This is a genomic window from Halobacillus sp. A1, assembly GCF_024189295.1.
Taxonomy (GTDB): Bacteria; Bacillota; Bacilli; order Bacillales; family Halobacillaceae; genus Halobacillus_A.
The window spans coordinates 269764-287762 of sequence record NZ_JAIZEN010000002.1 but is presented as its reverse complement, the minus strand read 5'-3'; the positions used below and the strand labels follow the sequence as shown (position 1 = coordinate 287762).

17 protein-coding genes are annotated in these 17999 nt (G+C 41.1%); 12 read left to right on the top strand and 5 right to left on the bottom strand.

Features of this window, described 5'->3' with window-relative positions; all coding sequences use genetic code 11:
* Nucleotides 1-681 precede the first annotated feature (681 nt).
* Together LF817_RS04400 and LF817_RS04395 are read right to left on the bottom strand one after the other, a co-directional pair.
* On the bottom strand, nucleotides 682-1128 hold the full coding sequence (locus tag LF817_RS04400; protein WP_253934549.1) for a universal stress protein: 447 nt from the start codon (nucleotides 1126-1128) through the stop codon (nucleotides 682-684).
* A gap of 48 nt (nucleotides 1129-1176) precedes the next feature.
* Nucleotides 1177-2523, bottom strand: a complete 1347-nt coding sequence (locus LF817_RS04395; protein WP_253934548.1) for a cytosine permease — start codon at nucleotides 2521-2523, stop codon at nucleotides 1177-1179.
* Between the two features lie 93 nt (nucleotides 2524-2616).
* On the opposite strand from LF817_RS04395, the gene LF817_RS04390 reads away from it, so the two are divergent.
* The 9 genes from LF817_RS04390 to LF817_RS04350 all read left to right on the top strand — a co-directional run bounded on the left by LF817_RS04390 (nucleotide 2617) and on the right by LF817_RS04350 (nucleotide 10895).
* Nucleotides 2617-3375: an SDR family oxidoreductase gene (locus LF817_RS04390; RefSeq protein ID WP_253934547.1), complete on the top strand. Its 759-nt coding sequence runs from the start codon at nucleotides 2617-2619 to the stop codon at nucleotides 3373-3375.
* Nucleotides 3376-3503: 128 nt separating this feature from the next.
* A complete protein-coding gene (gene ald / locus LF817_RS04385) occupies nucleotides 3504-4622 on the top strand; it encodes an alanine dehydrogenase (RefSeq protein ID WP_253934546.1) in 1119 nt (372 codons plus the stop codon).
* Nucleotides 4623-4753: 131 nt separating this feature from the next.
* A complete protein-coding gene (locus tag LF817_RS04380) occupies nucleotides 4754-5263 on the top strand; it encodes a DUF4178 domain-containing protein (RefSeq protein ID WP_253934545.1) in 510 nt (169 codons plus the stop codon).
* A gap of 16 nt (nucleotides 5264-5279) precedes the next feature.
* Complete coding sequence (locus LF817_RS04375; protein WP_253934544.1) at nucleotides 5280-5951, top strand: PspA/IM30 family protein; 672 nt, start codon at nucleotides 5280-5282, stop codon at nucleotides 5949-5951.
* Between the two features lie 66 nt (nucleotides 5952-6017).
* Nucleotides 6018-6689 (top strand): DUF4247 domain-containing protein, encoded by a 672-nt coding sequence (locus LF817_RS04370; RefSeq protein WP_253934543.1) that lies wholly within the window; start codon nucleotides 6018-6020, stop codon nucleotides 6687-6689.
* A gap of 14 nt (nucleotides 6690-6703) precedes the next feature.
* The gene (locus tag LF817_RS04365; RefSeq protein WP_253934542.1) at nucleotides 6704-7099 is read left to right on the top strand and encodes a DUF350 domain-containing protein; all 396 of its coding nucleotides are present in this window, start codon (nucleotides 6704-6706) and stop codon (nucleotides 7097-7099) included.
* An 82-nt stretch (nucleotides 7100-7181) separates the two neighbouring features.
* The gene (locus LF817_RS04360) at nucleotides 7182-8732 is read left to right on the top strand and encodes a polyamine aminopropyltransferase (RefSeq protein WP_253934541.1); all 1551 of its coding nucleotides are present in this window, start codon (nucleotides 7182-7184) and stop codon (nucleotides 8730-8732) included.
* Nucleotides 8733-8752: 20 nt separating this feature from the next.
* On the top strand, nucleotides 8753-9433 hold the full coding sequence (locus LF817_RS04355; RefSeq protein WP_253934540.1) for a metal-dependent hydrolase: 681 nt from the start codon (nucleotides 8753-8755) through the stop codon (nucleotides 9431-9433).
* 148 nt (nucleotides 9434-9581) lie between these two features.
* The gene (locus tag LF817_RS04350; protein WP_253934539.1) at nucleotides 9582-10895 is read left to right on the top strand and encodes a DRTGG domain-containing protein; all 1314 of its coding nucleotides are present in this window, start codon (nucleotides 9582-9584) and stop codon (nucleotides 10893-10895) included.
* Between the two features lie 23 nt (nucleotides 10896-10918).
* On the opposite strand, the gene LF817_RS04345 is transcribed toward LF817_RS04350, so the two are convergent.
* The gene (locus LF817_RS04345) at nucleotides 10919-11218 is read right to left on the bottom strand and encodes a YtpI family protein (protein ID WP_253934538.1); all 300 of its coding nucleotides are present in this window, start codon (nucleotides 11216-11218) and stop codon (nucleotides 10919-10921) included.
* Nucleotides 11219-11350: 132 nt separating this feature from the next.
* On the opposite strand from LF817_RS04345, the gene LF817_RS04340 reads away from it, so the two are divergent.
* Nucleotides 11351-12298 (top strand): DHH family phosphoesterase, encoded by a 948-nt coding sequence (locus tag LF817_RS04340; protein ID WP_253934537.1) that lies wholly within the window; start codon nucleotides 11351-11353, stop codon nucleotides 12296-12298.
* Between the two features lie 8 nt (nucleotides 12299-12306).
* Here the strand turns inward: LF817_RS04340 and ytrI are convergent, their stop codons facing one another.
* Together ytrI and ytrH are read right to left on the bottom strand one after the other, a co-directional pair.
* The gene (ytrI, locus tag LF817_RS04335) at nucleotides 12307-12810 is read right to left on the bottom strand and encodes a sporulation membrane protein YtrI (protein ID WP_253934536.1); all 504 of its coding nucleotides are present in this window, start codon (nucleotides 12808-12810) and stop codon (nucleotides 12307-12309) included.
* Complete coding sequence (gene ytrH / locus LF817_RS04330) at nucleotides 12811-13143, bottom strand: sporulation membrane protein YtrH (protein ID WP_253934535.1); 333 nt, start codon at nucleotides 13141-13143, stop codon at nucleotides 12811-12813. It abuts the gene before it with no gap.
* Nucleotides 13144-13276: 133 nt separating this feature from the next.
* On the opposite strand from ytrH, the gene dnaE reads away from it, so the two are divergent.
* Together dnaE and ystJ are read left to right on the top strand one after the other, a co-directional pair.
* Nucleotides 13277-16630 (top strand): DNA polymerase III subunit alpha, encoded by a 3354-nt coding sequence (gene dnaE, locus LF817_RS04325; RefSeq protein WP_253934534.1) that lies wholly within the window; start codon nucleotides 13277-13279, stop codon nucleotides 16628-16630.
* Nucleotides 16631-16760: 130 nt separating this feature from the next.
* Nucleotides 16761-17999 (top strand): NADP-dependent malic enzyme, encoded by a 1239-nt coding sequence (gene ystJ, locus LF817_RS04320; RefSeq protein WP_253934533.1) that lies wholly within the window; start codon nucleotides 16761-16763, stop codon nucleotides 17997-17999.

Below are 17999 nucleotides of genomic sequence, written 5' to 3'. Positions count from 1 at the left end.
GTCTACCACACTTCCAAAAATAGAAAGATAAGGATACATCTAACAGAGGAAGTGCTTAAAAAATTTTTTTTGAAAGACAAAAGACAGCTATAAACCCTGATATATCAATGTTTCCGGAGGGAGTCTCGCCCATTCCTAAAACCACCTAACTTATATTAAGAGACGGAACTAAGACATGAGAAGCAAAAAACTCTCTTGTACCAACTTTTCCGCCGCCTCTCACTATTTGTACTTCTCGAAATCGCCTGGATAATCTGGATAAGAACTATCTTACTTATAGTGGGGGCATTAAACTCCAGTGCTATAGTTAGTACATTTTAATCTTAAAATTCCAACACTTTAAGGTAGTTTCAAGCATCTTCTCGCATACAACAGTCACGCTAGATATCACTCAAAAGCGGTTATTTTTTTATGAAGCACCGCATAAGATGTTTCCGTTATCCTTATAAGATCAAGAAGGTCCGGGAAATTGCGAGACTCCTATGGGAGAACAGTACAGGGTGAGATCCCACAGGGCGTTAGCCCGAGGAAGCTCACCGTACGCCCATGGAAAGCGAGTGATTTCCCGGACCTTCAACCTCTATTTTTGTGGCGGAAACAGTCCATACATCTTGAAACTGAGTCTTCCACTAAAGGGAGCATATATGAATATCAACACGGAACTTTAACAAAGCCTATGTCTTAAGACTTGTTTTCTCGTACTACGAGTACATCACATAAAGCATATCTAGTGATATGTTCAGATACACTGCCGATGAAGAAGCGTTCCATTAGATTCAAACCTGTGGCGCCACATATGATAAGATCGGCATTGAATTTAGGTGCTACGTCTTTTGCGATTTTTACTTTAGGGGAACCATATTCAATACTTACGGTCACATTTTTCACGCCTGCATTTTCGGCTTTCTGCTGATATTCCTCTAGTAGTTCTTTTGCATATTTCTCCGCACGTACAGCAAGTGAACGATCATAAGCTTCCACCGTAGAGAAAGCTCTAGTATCAACAACATGAGATAAAACAAGCTGGGCGTCGTTACGATTAGCAATATCAATCGCCTTTTTAAAAGCTACCTCAGCAGTTTCAGAACCATCTACAGCAACCACAATGTTTTTATATTCAAATGTCATCACGAACACTCCCTTCCTTTTCTTACCTTTATTATATCACGACTACTTTCAAACAATTTCAACTTTTTTTTGAACCTTTCCGTAACTTTTCCCTTTCATGACAATTGGGTAAAGGACAAACAAAATGACGAATGTGAGAAAACCAGGTGAAGCGGATTGGGGTAGTAAGAAGTATGTGATTCCGCCGCACATGATCAATAAGAAAGCATAAGGGTTTAAGCTTTGTGAATCTTTTAAAAGGAGCAAACTTTCACTTGTCAACCGCATTCGTTTAACGACTAAGAAGTCACTTGAAATGATAGCTGAAATCGGTATAATCATTCCGCCTAGGATTGATATGAATGATTCTGCCTCACTTACAAGAGTGGGAAATCCGCTGCAAATCACCCCGAAGGTTCCAAACAGTACCGCGCTCTGAATTCTCGATAATCGGCTGAACGTATTAAGAAGACTATAGCCTCCTGTATAGGCATTACTAATGTTGATTGAAATCATAGAAATAATAGCGGTGGTTGTAATGATCGATATTAACAGCGGTGAGGTTGTTTGGTTAGTTGAAGAAATATAAGGATTGATGTGATTGAATAAAGATGCTGAGGCGCAGCCGATGACAGCGGTTATGATGAAACCTATGGTGTTACCAGTGAGCAGCCCGAAAAAACCATGCTTAGGTGATTTAGCATACCTTGTCATGTCAGCAGCTGCATTGACTCCAGATACGTATTGAACGAAAGCTAGACTTGCGTAAAGAAGCATCATAGATCCACTTGCGGATATGTTCATTTCAAGCGTCTCCTGTGAAAGAGTACGCCCACTTGTAGTAAAGTATATGTATAAAATGGTTCCTTCTCCAATCAATAATAGAGGAAGAAAAAGAGTTGTGGCTTTTTTAACGGCTTCAAATCCTATAATGGCTAGAATTACCATAAGCATGGCAAAAGGCACAGAAAAGAAATGAAATGGGATGTCTATTCCTGTTAAACGAAGCAGCAAATGTTGAATGACCATTGTTCCACCGATGGTTTGTACACTGAACCAGTATAAAGAAGTCAAAGTTCTAATCGGAGACGAAATGTACCTCGCACCTTTAGAGCCGAGCATCGTGCGTACTGCATATTGTGCAGGAACACCAAGCCTTGACCCGGGTAAAGAAAGCAAAGAAACGAGTATGAAACCTGCTATTGCCCCGAAACTAGTGGCTAGCACCCCTTCTGAAAAAGTGAGGCCACCGTCCATGACGGCGAGGGCAGGAATAAGAAAATTACCAGCGTTAGCGGCGATCGCAATTTGAATGATGGCGAACTGGTACCATGGCGTTGCCCTTTGCTCTTTGGGCACGGCTTCCAGACCGATGGTTTCTAATAAGCGCTTAGGATGTTTGGAGGAAGTATTCAACGTTTTTTTCACTACCTTTCTAACGAAATTAATTCTACATAAACAACCTACTAAAGTAAACACACAAAAGGGTCTGATAAAGGAGGACTTTCAATGCGGCACGCAATCATTACAGCAGGAGCAAAAGGGTTAGGAAGAAAAGTGACAGAGGGTTTCTTAGAAAGAGGAAATTCGGTTACGATCACTTATTTGACAGACCGTACTAAAGTGGAAGATCTCATATCAAGTTACGAAGATATAAAGGAACGTATTCATGCTGTTCAAGTCGACGTTACTGATGCGGACGATTTAGAGCGGTTGGTCAACGAGACGATAGAACGATTCGGAAGAGTGGATTATTTGATCAACAATGCAGGTCCTTACATTTTTGAAAGGAAAAAGCTTGCTGACTATTCTACAGACGAATGGAATTCGATGATTCGTGGAAACCTAGACTCAGCGTTCCACTTATTGAGACTAACTCTCCCTTACATGAGAAAACAAAAATTCGGACGTATCATTCATTATGGTTTTCAAGGTGCTGACTCAGCGTCTGGATGGATTTATCGTTCGGCGTTCGCGGCGGCCAAAGTCGGTTTAGTCTCATTAACTAAGAGCATTGCATTTGAAGAAGCCGAATACGGGATCACTTCCAATATGATCTGTCCTGGCAATATTACAGGTGATATGAAAGAAGCATCAATTGATATAGGAAAAACATTAAAAGACCCAGATACGCCCATAGGCCGTCCGGGTACTGGGGGAGATATTGCGCGGACTATATTCTTCCTTTGTGAAGAAGACTCGGACATGATTACAGGAACGATCTATGAAGTGACTGGTGGTTTGGACGTCATTCATCGTCACCGGTAGAATCAGATGTGAGGAGATAGAACAAAGTACAGTTTTTTCTGTGGATGGGAACTTTTATAGTTTGGTGGTATAGTTGAACTATAAGGACTAAAGTCTAATACCGGTGTTTATTTGGAGGGTGTAAGCATATGAAAATCGGAATACCTATCGAAGTGAAAAATAATGAAAATCGTGTCGCTATGACCCCTGCGGGAGTAATGACTTTAACGAAGGCAGGCCATGAGGTGTTCATAGAAAAAGGGGCGGGTCTCGGTTCGGGTTTCGCAGATTTACACTACGAAGAAGCAGGCGCAGTAATTGTCGGTACTGCTAAAGAAGCGTGGGGTCAGGAAATGGTCATGAAAGTAAAAGAACCTCTCCCACAAGAATATGAGTATTTTTACGAAGGGCTTATTTTGTTTACTTACTTGCATCTGGCGCCGGAACCAGAGTTGACAAAAGCGCTGATTGACCGTAAAGTTGCAGCCATTGCTTATGAAACAGTCCAGCTTTCAAATGGTTCTCTTCCTTTATTGACTCCAATGAGTGAAGTGGCTGGTAAGATGGCTTCTCAAATCGGAGCGCAAATCCTTGAAAAACCTCATGGAGGACGTGGGGTATTATTAGCGGGTATTCCTGGAGTTCAGAGAGGTAAAGTGACCGTCCTCGGAGGAGGAGTAGTAGGAACGAATGCTGCAAAAATCGCGGTTGGATTAGGTGCCGACGTGACAATTATCGACTTAAATCCACAGCGGCTGCGTCAATTGGATGATCTTTTCGGCAAAGATATAAACACGCTGATGTCTAACCCTATGAACATTCAAGAATCACTAAAAAATTCCGACCTTGTCATAGGTGCTGTACTTATACCTGGAGCTAAAGCTCCTAAAATCGTTACGGAAGAAATGGTAAAAGAAATGCCTGAAGGGGCGGTCATAGTCGATGTGGCTATTGATCAGGGAGGTATTTTCGAAACAACTGACCGGATTACGACTCATGATAATCCCACCTATGAAAAACACGGTGTTCTTCACTATTCCGTAGCCAATATGCCTGGCGCTGTACCTAGAACTTCCACGATCGGTTTAACGAATGTAACTGTACCATATGCCTTGCAGTTAGCTGATAAAGGGCTGAAACGCTCTTGTTTAGAAAATGAGGCTTTATTAAAAGGAATCAATACATTAGACGGTTTCGTCACTTACCAAGCCGTAGCTGAAGCTCATCAGTTGGATTATGCAGCAGCTGCAGATCTTCTCAATAAATAAAACAGCAGAATGTTGAGTGTTCTGCTGTTTTTATCTTTTGTTTTTTTGTTAAAATAAAAAAAATGAAACAAATCAGATGAATAATCCGTATAGACAGGTACACAGGATCAAGAGAAAGGAGAGGTGGACACTTGGGATTTTTTTCGAAGCTGTTTTCAAATAAAGATGCTAAACAACCTGAAGTGCAGGAACGAACAGCACTTAACATTCAGGTAGGAGATATTATCACATATGATCTTGTGGATTATGAGGTGGTTGGAAAAATCACATATCGCGACGGTGGGTACGAGTGGTTCTCCTACCAGCTGCTAGAGGGAAGCAACATTAAATGGCTGGCTTCTGAGATGGACGAGGAGTTAGAACTCGGTATCTATGAAACCGTCAAACTGCCTATGAATACTTTTCCTGCTCAAATCGTTTATAATGAAAGTACGTACCATAAAGATGAGGAGGGTGAAGCGTATGTAGTCGGGGAAGGCCGAAGTCAGAACGTCAACGGCCGTACTATACGCTACGCCGAGTATATCGCAGAAGATGAAGAAACTTATCTGTCGCTGGAGTCATGGGGCAGTGAGATTGAAGTAAGTTACGGATATGATATTGACGAGTTTGAGCTCAAAATCATTGCAGGTTCCAAATAATAAGGAGGAATGAATCATGTTTAAATTTTTTAACCGAGTAAAAACTGTAGTAGGTGCAGAATTGAATTCAATGCTGGATAAAGCGGAAGACCCGGTGAAAATGCTGGAACAATTCATGAGGGATATGGAGAACGATATACGTGACGCCGAAACAGCCGTGGCGAAGCAGATTGCCAACGAGAAAATGCTGAAACGCAAGTATGATGATGCGCAAGCGCTGGCGGACAAGCGGATGAAACAAGCTGAGAAAGCCATGGAAGCTGGTAATGAGGATCTGGCCCGCCGTGCTTTAGAAGACAAAAACAGTCAGCAGCAGCAGGCAGACCAATTTAAAACTTCTTATGAGCGTGCTGAACAAGATTCGGCTAATCTTCGTAAAAAACTGGATGAAATGAAGAAAGAATACCAGGAAATGAAATTGAAGAAGGATTCTCTTAAAGCAAGAGCAGAATCTGCTCAAACACGTACGAAGATGAATCGTACCATGTCCAGCATCGGAAGTGATGAATCACGCCAAGGATTTGATCGTATGGAAGAGCGAGTGATGCAGTATGAAGCGGAAGCTGAGACTAGCGAAGACCTATCGCAGTCCAACCGTTCTTTAGATGATGAATTTGAAGAAATAGATAAAAATGATAGTGTAGATGATGAATTGGCAGAACTTAAAAAGAAAATGAATAAAGAGTAACGGCTTCGGTTGTGCCTGACGATTGGTCAGGCACAATTCATTTTTTTATGAAAGGAGGAGCTGAAGTTGAAGGATTATGTTGGATTGTTCATAGTCATCATCATCGCGATTGTCGTTGCTTATAATTCCTTCGGCAACTTCGGGAACGGTTCAAGAGGAATGTCAGGTTCAAATGCGCAAGATACATATGAAGAATTGCCCGATGAACCCTCAAGGAGCGAAGTGCTTGCTGCAATTGAAGACTCGGAGGCCACATCAATTCGTTCCGTTATTAGAGACAGCTTCCCACTTCTTGATACGGTAGAAACCAATGATGGAGATTCAGAAATTTATATGACTCAGGAGTTGACGCTACCGGAAACCGCAGAGCAATTAGAGAAAAAAATTGACCCAGAAGACATCAGTGATCGTGAGGAAGGAAAACAAGTATTATTTTATCCTAACGAGTTTGTGATTTTACAAGAAAGCGACGAGGAACCTGGGTTGGTTTTCATTGAAGTTGCGAGTGATGAATTTGTGAGAAATAATTATTCACCTAGCTTCTTCCAGGGGCTTGTGGCCTATTCACTGTTAAATAGCATGTTAGGTTCGAACAATTGGGCCAGCCAAAGAGAATCTCGCTGTCAAGCAAGCGGTGATTGCTACGGTGGTTACGGAATGTATGGAGGATCAAATTCAGGATCCGGTTCATTCAGAGGGTCCAATAATCGAGGCGGAGGTCCCGGCTCAGGAAAATAGAGGAGGCTATATTTATGGAACCACTTTTAGCTACAGTTGGGTATTTTGCAGTTGGAATATTAGTAGTCGTTATCGGGTTGTTCATATTTGAATTACTAACAAGGCAGTACAAAGATTGGGACGAAGTGAAAGCTGGAAATCAAGCAGTGGCTATGTCGATTGCTGGTAAAATAATCGGGATATGTATTATTCTTTCCTTCGCAATTTATCACAGCTATTCCATTATGGATACTCTTTTGTGGGGAATTTGCGGGGTTGTGTTGCAAATGGTTGCATACTTGCTGTTTGAATTATTTACGAGAAAGTTTTCAGTAGAGACTCAATTGAAGAGTAACAATACAGCTGTAGGTATAATATCTATGGGTGTATCTATAGGATTAGCTTTTGTTATAGGTGCAGCCATTACATAAGCTTCTTATCTGAAAGCCACTATGCCTATTACATAGTGGCTTTTCAAGTGTATGAGATACAGAGACTAACGGAGTGAAAGCAATGGAAACAGAAGGAATTAAAAGAAGCCACCTCATTTATTGGGCATCCGGGATTGTATCAATCTGCGGGATTATATTTGAGGTTTTGTTTGGAGCTTTAGGCTCTTATATATTAGGCGACGGAGTCAAACAGTACACTATAACCATCAGTCTGTTCTTAACAGGTATGGGGATAGGGGCAAGCATCAGCGAGAAAGTGATGAAGCAACTGATCGTTACTTTCATTTGGATCGAATTCATGGTGGCTTTTATCGGAGGTTTTTCAAGCTTCATGATGTTTGGGATGACCGCCTACGCCCCTGATGGAACGGACGCTTTATTCTTATATATGGTCACCTTCACCATCGGGGCGCTCACAGGCTTGGAACTTCCCATTTTAATCAGAAAAGCGAACGAAATAGGGGTAGAGCTTAGCCGCAGTACGGCAAGAGTTCTTTTTTCAGATTATGCCGGCGGTTTAATCGGTGGATTGCTATTTGCCTTTTATTTACGTCCGCAAATGGGTATGGTGAAAAGCGCATTCCTTGTCGGGTGTATTAATCTGGCTGTCGCCGCTATTGTACTTTATTTATTTCGCTCTGAAATAAAGCGTATGGCTGTTCACGTTTCTGCAGCAGTTTTTATCGGGGTTTTACTTATTGGCGGTTTATTCTTTGGGGAAGAAGTGGCCTTTTCATTCGAACAGAAACTTTATAAGGATCCAATTGTTCATAGCGAAGAAAGTAATTATCAGAAAGTGATATTAACCCGTGATCAAGACGATACAAGGCTGTTTCTGGATGGTTCTCTTCAGTTCAGCTCAATAGATGAACATCGATATCATGAAACTCTGGTCCTTCCAGCTATGGAAGCTGCTGAACAAAAAGAAAGTGTGCTTATTCTTGGTGGGGGAGACGGAATTGCTGCTCACGAAGTGCTGCGTTACGAAGAAGTTGATCACGTATCGCTTGTAGACTTGGACCCCGCAGTCACGGATCTGGCAGCTAATAATCGTCACTTAAGAGAGCTCAATCATGGTGCTTTAGGTGATGAACGGGTTGAAGTAATTAATGAGGATGCTTTTCAGTTTTTGGAAGAGTCCAATGATCTGTACGATGTCGTCATTATAGACCTGCCCGACCCTAATAATGAAAGCCTGAATAAGCTCTATACCCGGGAATTCTATTCATTAGTAAGAAATCATCTCACACCCGAAGGCGTTTCGATGATTCAGGGGACGAGTCCGGTCTTTGCAAGAGAAGTTTATTGGACGATCGACACTACGATTAGAGATACAGGGCTCTACGTAGAGAATTTCCACGTGGATATTCCGAGCTTTGGCAATTGGGGATTTTTGATGGCGAGTCGTGAACCAGTTGCAGTGGAAGATATCGAAATTACGAAAGATACAGAATTTTTAACAGATGAACTGCTTCAGTCAATGACTGTGTTTGGAAAAGATGAAGATAGGGAAATTGTTAATCGTAACGGCGAGTCTGTTTCTTTATCACCGAATACATTGATTCATCCTAACCTTATTCAAAAATATGAACAGGCTTGGCAAAATTATTAATATTTTGAAGGAGTGGTAGAGTGCAAGTATCATTTCACGGGCATTCAGTAGTAAAGGTTGAAGCAAATGGAAAAACGATTTTAATCGATCCGTTCATTTCGGATAATGGAAACACTGATTTAAGTGCAGATGATGTACATGCGGATGTTATTTTGTTGACTCATGGTCATAACGATCATGTGGGAGATACATTTGATATAGCTAAACGCTGTGATTCTCAAATAGTAGCCCCTTTTGAATTAGCAACTTATTTAGGGAATAAGGGGTTGAATGCCCACCCGATGTATATCGGTGGGAGCCATTCATTCGACTTTGGTACAGTTAAATTAACTCAGGCTTTCCATGGTTCTTCTTACGAGGAGGAAGATGGCACGACTATCTATACGGGAATGCCCACGGGGATTTTACTTACAATCGACGGAAAAACCATTTATCATGCAGGGGATACGGGTCTCTTTAGTGATTTGAAAATGATCGGGGAACAAAACTCCATTGACCTTGCTTTCTTGCCGATAGGAGATAACTTCACGATGGGTCCAGAGGATGCTCTTCTTGCAGCTGAATGGGTTAGAGCGAAACAGGTAGTCCCAATCCACTACAACACGTTTGATTTAATTAAACAAGACGGAGAAGCCTTTGCTGAAAAAGTTACTCCAGGAGAAGGGAAAGCGTTACAGCCCGGAGATGTGATAGAACTATAATCAGCATAAAAAGTCCACGACATACTCGTGGGCTTTTTTTTATGCTTTGTTTTTATTGTGAGGAATAATTGCAGGATAACTGTATCACTTGTATAATAACAATAACAGTGTAAATTACTAGTACAGTTGGAAAGAATGGTGAATTTAATTGGCTACCAAACATGAACAGATCCTTGAGCACATTGATTCATTATCTGTTGGAAGCAAAATTTCAGTCAGAGGAATCGCGAAAGCCTTAAATGTGAGTGAAGGGACGGCCTACAGAGCGATAAAGGAAGCTGAGAATCAGCATTTAGTAAGTACGATTGAACGTGTAGGAACAATTCGTATCGAAAAAAAGAAAAAAGAGAATATCGAACGACTGACTTTTGCTGAAATTACAAAAGTGGTAGATGGACAAGTTATGGGAGGAAGAGAAGGTCTGCACAAGACGCTTAATAAGTTCGTTGTTGGGGCAATGAAGCTCGAAGCGATGATGCGTTATACGGAAGCGGGTTCATTACTAATTGTGGGTAACCGAACAAATGCCCATGAACTGGCAGTGAAAGAAGGCGCTGCCGTATTAGTGACTGGCGGATTCGACACTTCTGATAAAGTGAAGAAGCTGGCAGATGAAAAGAAGCTTCCTGTAATTTCGACTAGTTACGATACATTTACTGTAGCGACAATGATCAACCGTGCGATTTACGATCAATTGATCAAGAAAGAGATTGTTCTAGTTGATGATATTTACACCCCATTAGAAGAAGCGAGTTTTTTAAAGACGAGTGAAAACGTCTCTCGCTGGCATGAATTAAATGAGGAAACACAGCATAGTCGTTATCCAGTAATTGATGCCAATAAACGTGTAGTAGGAATGGTGACGTCCAAAGACGTGATCAATCAAGAACCAACCGTTAAAATAGAAAAAGTGATGACGAAAAATCCGATGACCGTTCAGACTCGAACCTCTCTTACAAATGCAGCGCACATGATGGTTTGGGAAGGTATTGAACTGATGCCCGTCGTGGATCAGGCCCACAAGCTGCAAGGTATCGTCTCTCGGCAGGATGTATTGAAAGCATTACAGAATTTGCAGCGTCAGCCGCAAATCGGGGAAACAATCGATGATTTAGTCTCTAACCAACTTCAATTAAGCGAAGAGGACATAGAAGATTTCACTTTGGAAACAACCGTAACGCCACAAATGACGAATCAATTAGGAACCCTTTCATATGGAGTGTTTACTTCTCTCATAACGGAAGCGTCCAGTCGTTTACTTAGTAAACACAAAAAAGGAAATTTAGTAGTTGAAAACATATCTTTATTATTCATTAAACCTGTCCAGCTCGAAAGTGTAATTGAAATCAAACCACAATTGCTGGAGATTGGAAGGAAATTCGCCAAGGTAGACGTAGAAGTTCACCACAATAAATCGATTGTTGGCAAAGCTTTGTTGATGGCCCAATTAATTGACCGATAAGGAAAAACAAAAAACCGCTGAAATCAGCGGCTTTTTTGACGGAGTTTTGCATATTCGTTCTTATAATGTCTGCTCGCCTTAAATCCTAGACGAAATTGAAAAACGCCTAGTATTAAGAATAAAATACCTATGAATAGGGACAATCTAGTTTCATAAAAAAGGTACTGATTGATGCCGAATACGAAAATGAAAACACCTAAGAATATCTTTGCCTTGCTGTTCAAATATTCTTGTGTCAAAGGATCTTTCGTCCTGAGAACCATGACCTTATAGTAGATATAAAGAACGAAAGAAACAAGTATAGCAATTGGAAAAAGTATCATATGTATCTGCTCCTGCTTAAAAAATATTGTACGCTGTCCATTGTAGCTTGTTTTATTATGTTTTACTACCTGTACTTCTTAAATTGTGTGATAATAGGAAGAAGATTTGTAAAAGAGAGGGATCGTTATCAAATGTCTATTGCACAAATAGGTGAAGCAATTAATAATTTCGACACAATTATTATCCATCGCCATGTCAGGCCTGATCCTGATGCATATGGATCGCAGGGCGGACTGGCAGAATTGATTCGCCACAACTATCCGCATAAAAAAGTCTATGTTACGGGCAAAAGTGAAGAGTCTCTGAGATTCTTATTAGAGATGGATGAATTGGAAAACGAGCATTACCGGGGAGCGTTAGTCATTGTCTGTGACACAGCGAACCAAGCCCGGATTGATGACCAACGTTACTCTGAAGGATCTCTGTTAATCAAAATAGATCACCACCCTGATGTTGATGGGTACGGGGATATTAATTGGGTAGACACAACGTCCAGTTCTACTTGTGAAATGATTTTTCAGTTGTTTAAACAGAACAAGAAACTTGAGTTGAATAATAAAGCAGCTCGTCTTCTGTACGCAGGAATTGTCGGGGACACGGGAAGATTTTTGTTTCCCAGTACTACAAAAGCAACACTGAAAGCAGCTGCCGAACTTGTCACCTATGATTTTAACCGGCCCGACTTATATGACAATATGTATAGCACGCCTTTGAAAGTTGCCAAATTAAAGGGGTATGTATTGCAGAACTTTACCGTAAACCCAGAAGGGTACAGTACCATCAGACTTTCTAAAGAAGTCCTTGAAGAATATGATGTGACTTCCACTGAAACAAGTGCACTGGTAGGTCTGCTTGGTGATATAGAAGGAATACTTGCATGGGCGTTTTTTGTAGAAGAAGAGGATACGATTCGGGTGCGTCTTCGCTCAAAAGGACCAGTGATCAATGGTATTGCTGCTAATCACAATGGAGGGGGGCATCCTATGGCGTCGGGAGCTTCGGCGGAAACATGGGAGGAAACCGAAGTGATTGCCAATGAATTGAGGGAAGTTTGTGTGAAGTATTCAGAATCACTTTAAACTCCCCCTTAAGAATCCAACGATATAGATAAAAGCAGAGTGACCTGAGTCGTAATGATTAACCGTTCAACAGTAAGTTTATATTTAAAATCTTCTACTTCAAATGATTTATTCTCTACTGTAGAAATGATAAGGTCACTTTGCTGTGCTATATCTTCTATATTTTCGCCTGTAATGCTTTGCAACTGGTCTTTGACCATAGAGGAGAGCTGATGTTGAGTCAATTTATCGATTTGAAGTTCTTTGGCATTAGAGAAATTCGGTTGGACTTCCTGAATCGTCAACACTTGCTTCTTTTCTTTATCAGCTTCTTTCTCCGAGTCCAGCAGGCCTTCATATTTAGCTTCCAATGCACTCAAATCAGAAGACAATTGGATGTTTTCTTCTTCGAAATGTTCATGGAGCTGATCGTTCATAAAAACAAAAAGCACATACCCTGCGATAGCTCCTAAAATGAACCCCGCATAAAAACGCCTCCACTCTCTCCTTCGTAATTGCGGAGGAATGTACAATTAAACTACCTCCTCACCTAGCAGCAATTCAAATATGAAAAGGGCGGCTTGTACTCCTCCCATGGCTGCTACTATGATCATAACCTGCTTGAATAGATCGAAAGTCGAGCCCTCGAATATCCCCCGTTCAAAATTGCTTATGGCATCGAACGTCCCGCCAATCGCAGCCACAATAGCCCAAATTCTTAATCCTTTAGCTATTCGAAACATGGAAGTCAATGGAGCTTCTCCAGTTAAGAAACTTCCAATACTTCCGATCAATGTACCACCCATAATGACACCGAAAGCGATAAAGAAGCAGTGAATCATTGAAACCACTAATCGTTCTTCCATTTTGTCCCTCTTTTCTATGAATGTGGACACCTATATATTAACCAAGCTATTCGGAATGTTGTGGTTATATGCAGGAGGCTTTTATCCACTGTAAGAATTCCATATAATGATATACAAGAAAGAGGTGATTGATATGTCTTATACTCACTTACAAGTACATAGCGGCTATAGTTTGATGAAAAGTACCATTAAAATCCCTTCTCTCGTCAAAAAAGCAAAGTCATTAGGCTTTACATCTCTTGCGTTGACAGATGAAGGAGTGATGAGTGGAGCTGTTTCATTTTATCAAGCGTGCAGGGAGGAAGGAATCAAGCCTATTATAGGTATGAGACTTTCAGTTACATATAAAAATGAAGAATTTCCTCTCACATTATTGGCAAAAAATAAACAAGGCTACCAGGCTCTCTTGCAATTGAGCAGCCAGCTTCAATTGCTGAGTGAGCCATTAGAGATGAACAATATAAAAGATGCGGCTCCTCATGTAGCTGCTGTTCTTACGGTTTCGGACACGTCGTGGGCGAGTTCGATTTTTCATCAGACATTTGAACGAATGGAAGAAGAAATGAAAGATTGGACGTCTGTTTTTCGAGATTTTTACTTAGGAGTAAAAGATTACGGGGGCCAATTTGAAAGGCAGCTTCATAAGCCTTTAAAAGAGTGGAGTGAAAGACACAGCATACCTGTGACAGTAATGAACGATGTCAGGTATTTGCTTCAAGAAGATGCGGAGGCTTTTCGGGCTCTGCGTGCGATAGATCAAAGCACCCAAAGTGATTGGAAAGATGACACATTTGAACAGCATCAATATTTGAAATCACCTGAAGAAATGAAGGTCTATTTTAACGATTTCTGGCCTGAAGTTTTAAAAGCTAACGAGCGGATCGTAGACCTCTGTAATGTGTCTATTGATATTGATCAGCAGCTACTTCCTAATTTCCCTTTAAATGGTTCTCAAAATGCAGATGAGTTTTTAAAGAAAATATGTTTTGAGAAATTGAATGAAAAATACAGCGACCAATTTTACGAAGCCAAATCCAGACTTGAAGATGAATTAGCTGTCATTATGAATATGAAGTTCAGTGATTATTTCCTGATCGTCTGGGACTTTGTAGAATACGCGAGAAATAAGGGTATAAAGGCTGGTCCTGGGCGAGGGTCTGCTGCAGGATCCATTGTCAGTTATTTGCTCGGTATCACCCGGATCGATCCGCTAGCGTATGGTCTTCTCTTCGAAAGGTTTCTTAATCCTGAGAGGATAACAATGCCGGATATAGATATCGATTTTCCGGATGACCGTAGAGACGAAGTAATTGAATATGTTGCCGGTAAGTATGGTAAAGAGCATGTCGCGCAGATTTGTACGTTCGGTACATTCGCTACAAGAAGTGTATTACGGGAATTATTTAAAGTATTTCAGGTAGACGAAAGCGATAGAGAGTTTATTTTAAAACATATCCCGAGTGGTGCATCTCAACCTTTAAAAGAAGTCGTGAAAAACTCCCACCCTCTCAAGGAATACATCCGCTCCTCAGCGCAGCTTCAAAAAGTATTTCAAGTAGCGGCTAAGCTTGAAGGCCTGCCAAGGCATGTCTCGACACATGCTGCAGGGGTAGTCATCAGTGAACAGCCATTATCCCAATATACAGCCTTGATGCAAGGCCAGGATCACGTTCATCTAACTCAGATGGCTATGGGCGATTTAGAGGCAATCGGACTGTTGAAAATGGATTTCTTAGGACTGAGAAATTTATCTCTGATTCGAAAAATCGAAGATAAAATCAGAAAATATAAAGATAAAAGCTTTACTAGTGATGCCATTACGTTAAATGACAAAAAAACGTTTACCTTATTGCAAAAAGGCTGGAGTAACGGAGTCTTTCAACTGGAATCTCAGGGTATGAAAGGTGTTCTGAAAAGGTTGAAGCCGACACATTTTGAAGATGTAGTCGCAGTTAATGCCTTATACAGACCCGGACCTATGGAGTATATCCCGTTATATATCAAAAGAAAACATGGAGAAGAAGCCGTTCAATATCCTCATCCTGATGTGAAACCGATTTTAGAGAATACGTTCGGTGTCCTTGTATATCAGGAACAGATTATGCAGGTGGCTCAGAAAATAGCTGGTTATTCTTTAGGAGAAGCTGATTTATTAAGAAGAGCAGTGAGCAAAAAACAAAAGAGCATTTTAGAACATCAGCAACAGCAATTCGTGCAAAGATCGATTAAGAACGGGTACGAAGAGCAAGTGGCAGATCAGCTTTTTGAATGGATCGTCAGGTTTTCAAATTACGGTTTTAATAGAAGTCATGCTGTAGCATACAGTGTAATTTCCTACCAGCTTGCTTATTTAAAAGCTCATTTTCCTGCTATTTTTATCGCAGAACTTATGAACTCCACGGTAGGGGATCGTGAAAAAATAGCTGTTTTTATTAGAGAAGCAAAGGAATTTGGCTTAAAGGTAAAGCCTCCTTCAGTCAATCAAAGTTTTTCTTATGCTATTGATGAGAGTGGAAGTATAAGAATCGGTTTCCTGTCTATTAAAGGAGTAGGTTACCAGGCTGCCCAGGCCATTATAGAAGAACGCATGAACGGGCCATATAAACATTTGAACGATTTTTGTTTGCGTGTACCATCTAAAGAGATTTCAAGAGCAACGATTGAATCCTTGATCATGGCAGGTGCCTTTGATGAACTACAGCAAAACCGGGCCAGTTTGCTAGCCAGTATCGACCAGGCCTTAGAACAAGGAGAACTATTCAAAGAATTCCAAGATCAGCCAGGATTGTTCAGCTCAGACTTAGAGCTAGAGGGAGAGCTGGCGGTCATGGATCCGTTCCCCGCCTTAAAACAGCTATCGATGGAAAAGGATGTTCTTGGAACATATCTTTCAAGCCATCCATTGGAAGAACATCGAAAAGAATTGAATACCCAAGGCTACATGACGCTATCGGAAAGTTTGGAAAAAGGCTCGCTTCCTCGATCGAAAACAGCAGCTGTGGTTGATGAAATCAAAGAGATTAGAACGAAGCGCGGCGATCCGATGTCATTTTTGACGTTGAGTGATGAAACGAATGAAGTGGATGCCGTTTTATTTCCAGAGGCTCACAGAGAAGCGAAAAAATGGCTGAACGAAAATCAACTGGCATTGATTGAAGGAAAAGTAGAAGATAGAAATGGTAAAAAACAGTGGGTTATCAATAAGATTTATCCGTTCAATGAAGAAGACTTTCCAACTCAAGAAGCAAAAAGGTTGTTTATAAAAACTTCAATAGAGGAGAAGCAAGAAGTTATTGCAAGGCTCAGGAAGTTAGCTGCGTATTTCCCGGGTAATACACCGGTCATCATTTTCACTTCGGAAGATCGGAAGACTGTCCAGTTAGATGAATTATTTGCTTTATCGGCTTCTGAAAGCTGTCTAGATAAACTTTATGAATTTTTCGGTGAGGCATCTGTAGTACTAAGGGATGCGCGACAAAATCACTAGTTTTCAAAATTCTAAGGCCAGTTTTTTGATAATCTTTACACAGCTTTTTCATCTGTTATAATTAAGAAGTTAATGGTGGTCAGACCACCGGTATCGGCCTATTTCAACCGTTTTAAAGGAGCGTGGACCTGTGTCAAATTTGCGAGATGAAGCACTGCATATACATCGTGCTAATAAAGGAAAACTAGAAACAGTTTCAAAAGTACCTGTAAGAAATGCCAAAGATCTAAGTCTGGCTTATTCTCCAGGAGTAGCTGAACCTTGTAAGGAAATATACGATCACAAAGATACAGTCTATGATTACACAATGAAAGGGAATATGGTGGCGGTAGTCAGCGATGGCTCAGCCGTACTGGGTCTTGGAAACATAGGTCCTGAGGCTGCTTTACCTGTAATGGAGGGCAAGGCCGCGTTATTTAAAAGTTTTGCTGGAGTGGATGCTTTTCCTATCTGTTTGAATACGAGGGATATCGATCAAATTGTACAAACTGTAAAGTTGATGGAGCCTACTTTCGGGGGCGTAAATCTAGAAGATATTGCTGCCCCGAACTGTTTTATCATAGAAGATCGATTGAAAAAAGAAACGAACATTCCTATTTTTCACGACGATCAGCATGGCACAGCGATTGTAACAGTTGCAGGCTTGATGAATGCTCTTAAAGTGACTGGGAAATCTTTCTCTGAAATCAAAGTAGTAGCCAATGGGGCCGGAGCCGCTGGAATAGCTATCATAAAACTTCTTTACCACTTCGGAGTCAGGGACATTATAATGTGTGATTCAAAAGGAGCGATTTATGAAGGACGTCCTTCTGGAATGAACGATGTCAAAGACGAAATTGCTAAAATCACTAATAAACACAAACAAGAAGGGAACCTGTCGGAAGTGATGGAAGGAACCGACGTATTCATAGGTGTTTCTGTAGGGGGGCTGTTGTCTAAAGAGATGGTTTCAAGTATGAATGAGGATTCCATCATATTCGCAATGGCGAATCCTGAACCGGAGATTATGCCTGAGGATGCAAAAGAAGCTGGCGCAAGGGTAGTTGGGACTGGCCGCTCGGATTTTCCTAACCAGGTGAACAATGTTCTCGCGTTTCCTGGAATTTTCCGCGGGGCACTTGACGTTAGAGCTACGCGCATAAATGAGAAGATGAAAATCGCAGCTGCAGAAGCGATCGCTGAGCTCGTAAGTGAAGAGGAATTAAATGAAGATTACGTGATTCCAGCGCCTTTTGATACGAGAGTGGCACCAGCTGTGGCTGCTGCTGTAGCTAAAGCTGCTATGGAATCAGGAGTGGCAAGACACCACGTTGATCCTGAAGAAGTGGCTGAAAGAACTAGAAACCTTACGTTAATAGATGAACAATGA